3 protein-coding genes are annotated in these 1,909 nt (G+C 45.3%); 2 read left to right on the top strand and 1 reads right to left on the bottom strand.

Annotation, left to right across the window (positions count from 1 at the left end; genetic code table 11):
* Nucleotides 1–238: 238 nt before the first annotated feature.
* Nucleotides 239–388 carry a hypothetical protein gene (locus tag EQY_RS26640; protein WP_172953899.1) on the top strand — a complete coding sequence of 50 codons (150 nt, stop codon included), beginning with the start codon at nt 239–241 and terminating at the stop codon, nt 386–388.
* Complete coding sequence (locus EQY_RS25370; RefSeq protein WP_236942378.1) at nt 327–608, top strand: FaeA/PapI family transcriptional regulator; 282 nt, start codon at nt 327–329, stop codon at nt 606–608. Before EQY_RS26640 ends, EQY_RS25370 begins: the two co-directional genes overlap by 62 nt.
* Here the strand turns inward: EQY_RS25370 and yiaY are convergent.
* Nucleotides 590–1,741: an L-threonine dehydrogenase gene (gene yiaY / locus EQY_RS0123240; protein ID WP_000156062.1), complete on the bottom strand. Its 1,152-nt coding sequence runs from the start codon at nt 1,739–1,741 to the stop codon at nt 590–592. The two genes, EQY_RS25370 and yiaY, sit on opposite strands and share 19 nt — an antisense overlap.
* Nucleotides 1,742–1,909: the final 168 nt, after the last annotated feature.

Here is a 1,909-nt window from a genome sequence, read left to right as displayed (position 1 = left end):
TTACGCTACGTACTTCTCGGGGCGCTTACATTTTTTGTTCATATTTGGATATTCATCAAAAAACAGATCATATTTTTCACACAAAAAATGAATTTAAAATCACAAAAAATATTAAAGTGCGAAATTAAATGAACAGAAAAAAAATATATGCACTATCATCTGTGACTTAATAACGTAATCAATAAACACAAAAACTGTAAATGATTTGTTATTGCATTGATTTTTTAATGGTCTGGATGTGAAACAAAAGTGGAAAGGAAGGAGAGATTCAGAACCAGAGGCTGGTTATAATAAAATGGAAATTGCAAATACGGATGTGAAGAGAAATGAAGAAAGAGCAGATACTGTCTTTTATTCAGGAGATAAACACGCCATGCAAAACGGCTGAAATAGCCATGCGTTTTGACATGAGTGTTTATCAGGCTCGCCATTACCTTACATGTCTTGAAAAAGAGGGAAAAATCAAACGTACACCTCCCCGTCGTGGGGCCTGTATCTTATGGGTGGCAGCCAGAAACAGGGCTCCGTTTCCCAAACGGAACCCAAAAAGGAGGACACACTGTGTGTCCTCCTCATTTAAAAAACAGAATTACATAGCAGCAAGGTAAATTGCTGCTATTTCTTCGTGAGTAGCCTGAACAGGGTTGGTCAGGCCGCAGGCGTCCTTCAGAGCGTTAGTGGCCAGAACAGGAATATCCTCTTCTTTCACGTTCAGTTCCCGCAGGTTTGCCGGAATATTTACTTTCCGCGCCAGTTCTCTGATCGCTGCAATACAGGCCGCAGCACCTTCAGCATCATTTTTCCCTGCCACGTTCACGCCCATTGCCGCCGCACAATCACGTAAACGACCAGCCGCGACTCTGCTGTTGAATTCCTGGACATGCGGCAACAATACGGCATTACAGATACCATGAGGCAGATCGTAGACCCCCCCTAACTGGTGTGCCATAGCATGAACATAGCCCAGAGAAGCATTGTTGAATGCCATTCCGGCCAGGAACTGAGCATAGGCCATTGCTTCACGGGCTTCCTCATTTTTACCATCAGCCACAACAGCCGGCAGGTTTTCAGCAATCATGGTGACAGCCTTCAGGGCACAGGCGTCCGTGATCGGCGTTGCCGCGGTTGACACATATGCTTCAATGGCATGTGTCAGAGCATCCATGCCGGTTGCTGCAGTCAGTGATGGTGGCATACCGAGCATCAGTGCAGCATCGTTCACAGAAAGTATGGGAGTAACATGTTTATCGACGATCGCCATTTTTATATGGCGCTCTTCGTCAGTAATAATACAGAAACGGGTCATTTCCGAAGCCGTACCCGCAGTGGTGTTAATCGCAATCATTGGCAGCTGCGGTTTCACGGAACGATCAACTCCTTCATAATCACGGATATTGCCACCATTGGTTGCGACCAACGCAATTCCTTTCGCGCAGTCGTGCGGCGATCCACCTCCCAGAGAAATCACACTATCGCAGCAATTTTCCGTCAGCAGCCTCAGCCCCGCCGCGACGTTTTCAGTGGTCGGGTTAGGCTGCGTACCATCATAAATCACACTGAAAATATTATGCTTCTGCAGCGCTTTCTGCACATCACAGGCCATCCCCATTTCAGAAAGCATGCGATCAGTAACGATTAAAGTGCGCCGAAAACCGTAACCCGACATCATATTTATGGCCTCGTTCAGAGAGCCACAACCAAGAACATTTACCGATGGAATAAAAAAAGTTGAAATGGTCATTATTTTACTCCTGCAAAACGAAATATTTTCATTACAGTGCTGCGATACAAATTTTAAAACAGACAGAATTCTGGAGGGTACTGATTTATCTTCCAAATAAATCAGTGTGAGTTCCTGTACGCTCGAATCGCAAAAGGTCTGAACCGCCCCGGTTTTCCTGGAGAGTGT

It is taken from the genome of Escherichia sp. TW14182 (genome assembly GCF_000208525.1).
Taxonomy (GTDB): domain Bacteria; phylum Pseudomonadota; class Gammaproteobacteria; order Enterobacterales; family Enterobacteriaceae; genus Escherichia; species Escherichia ruysiae.
This window is presented reverse-complemented; position numbering and strand designations above follow the sequence as displayed.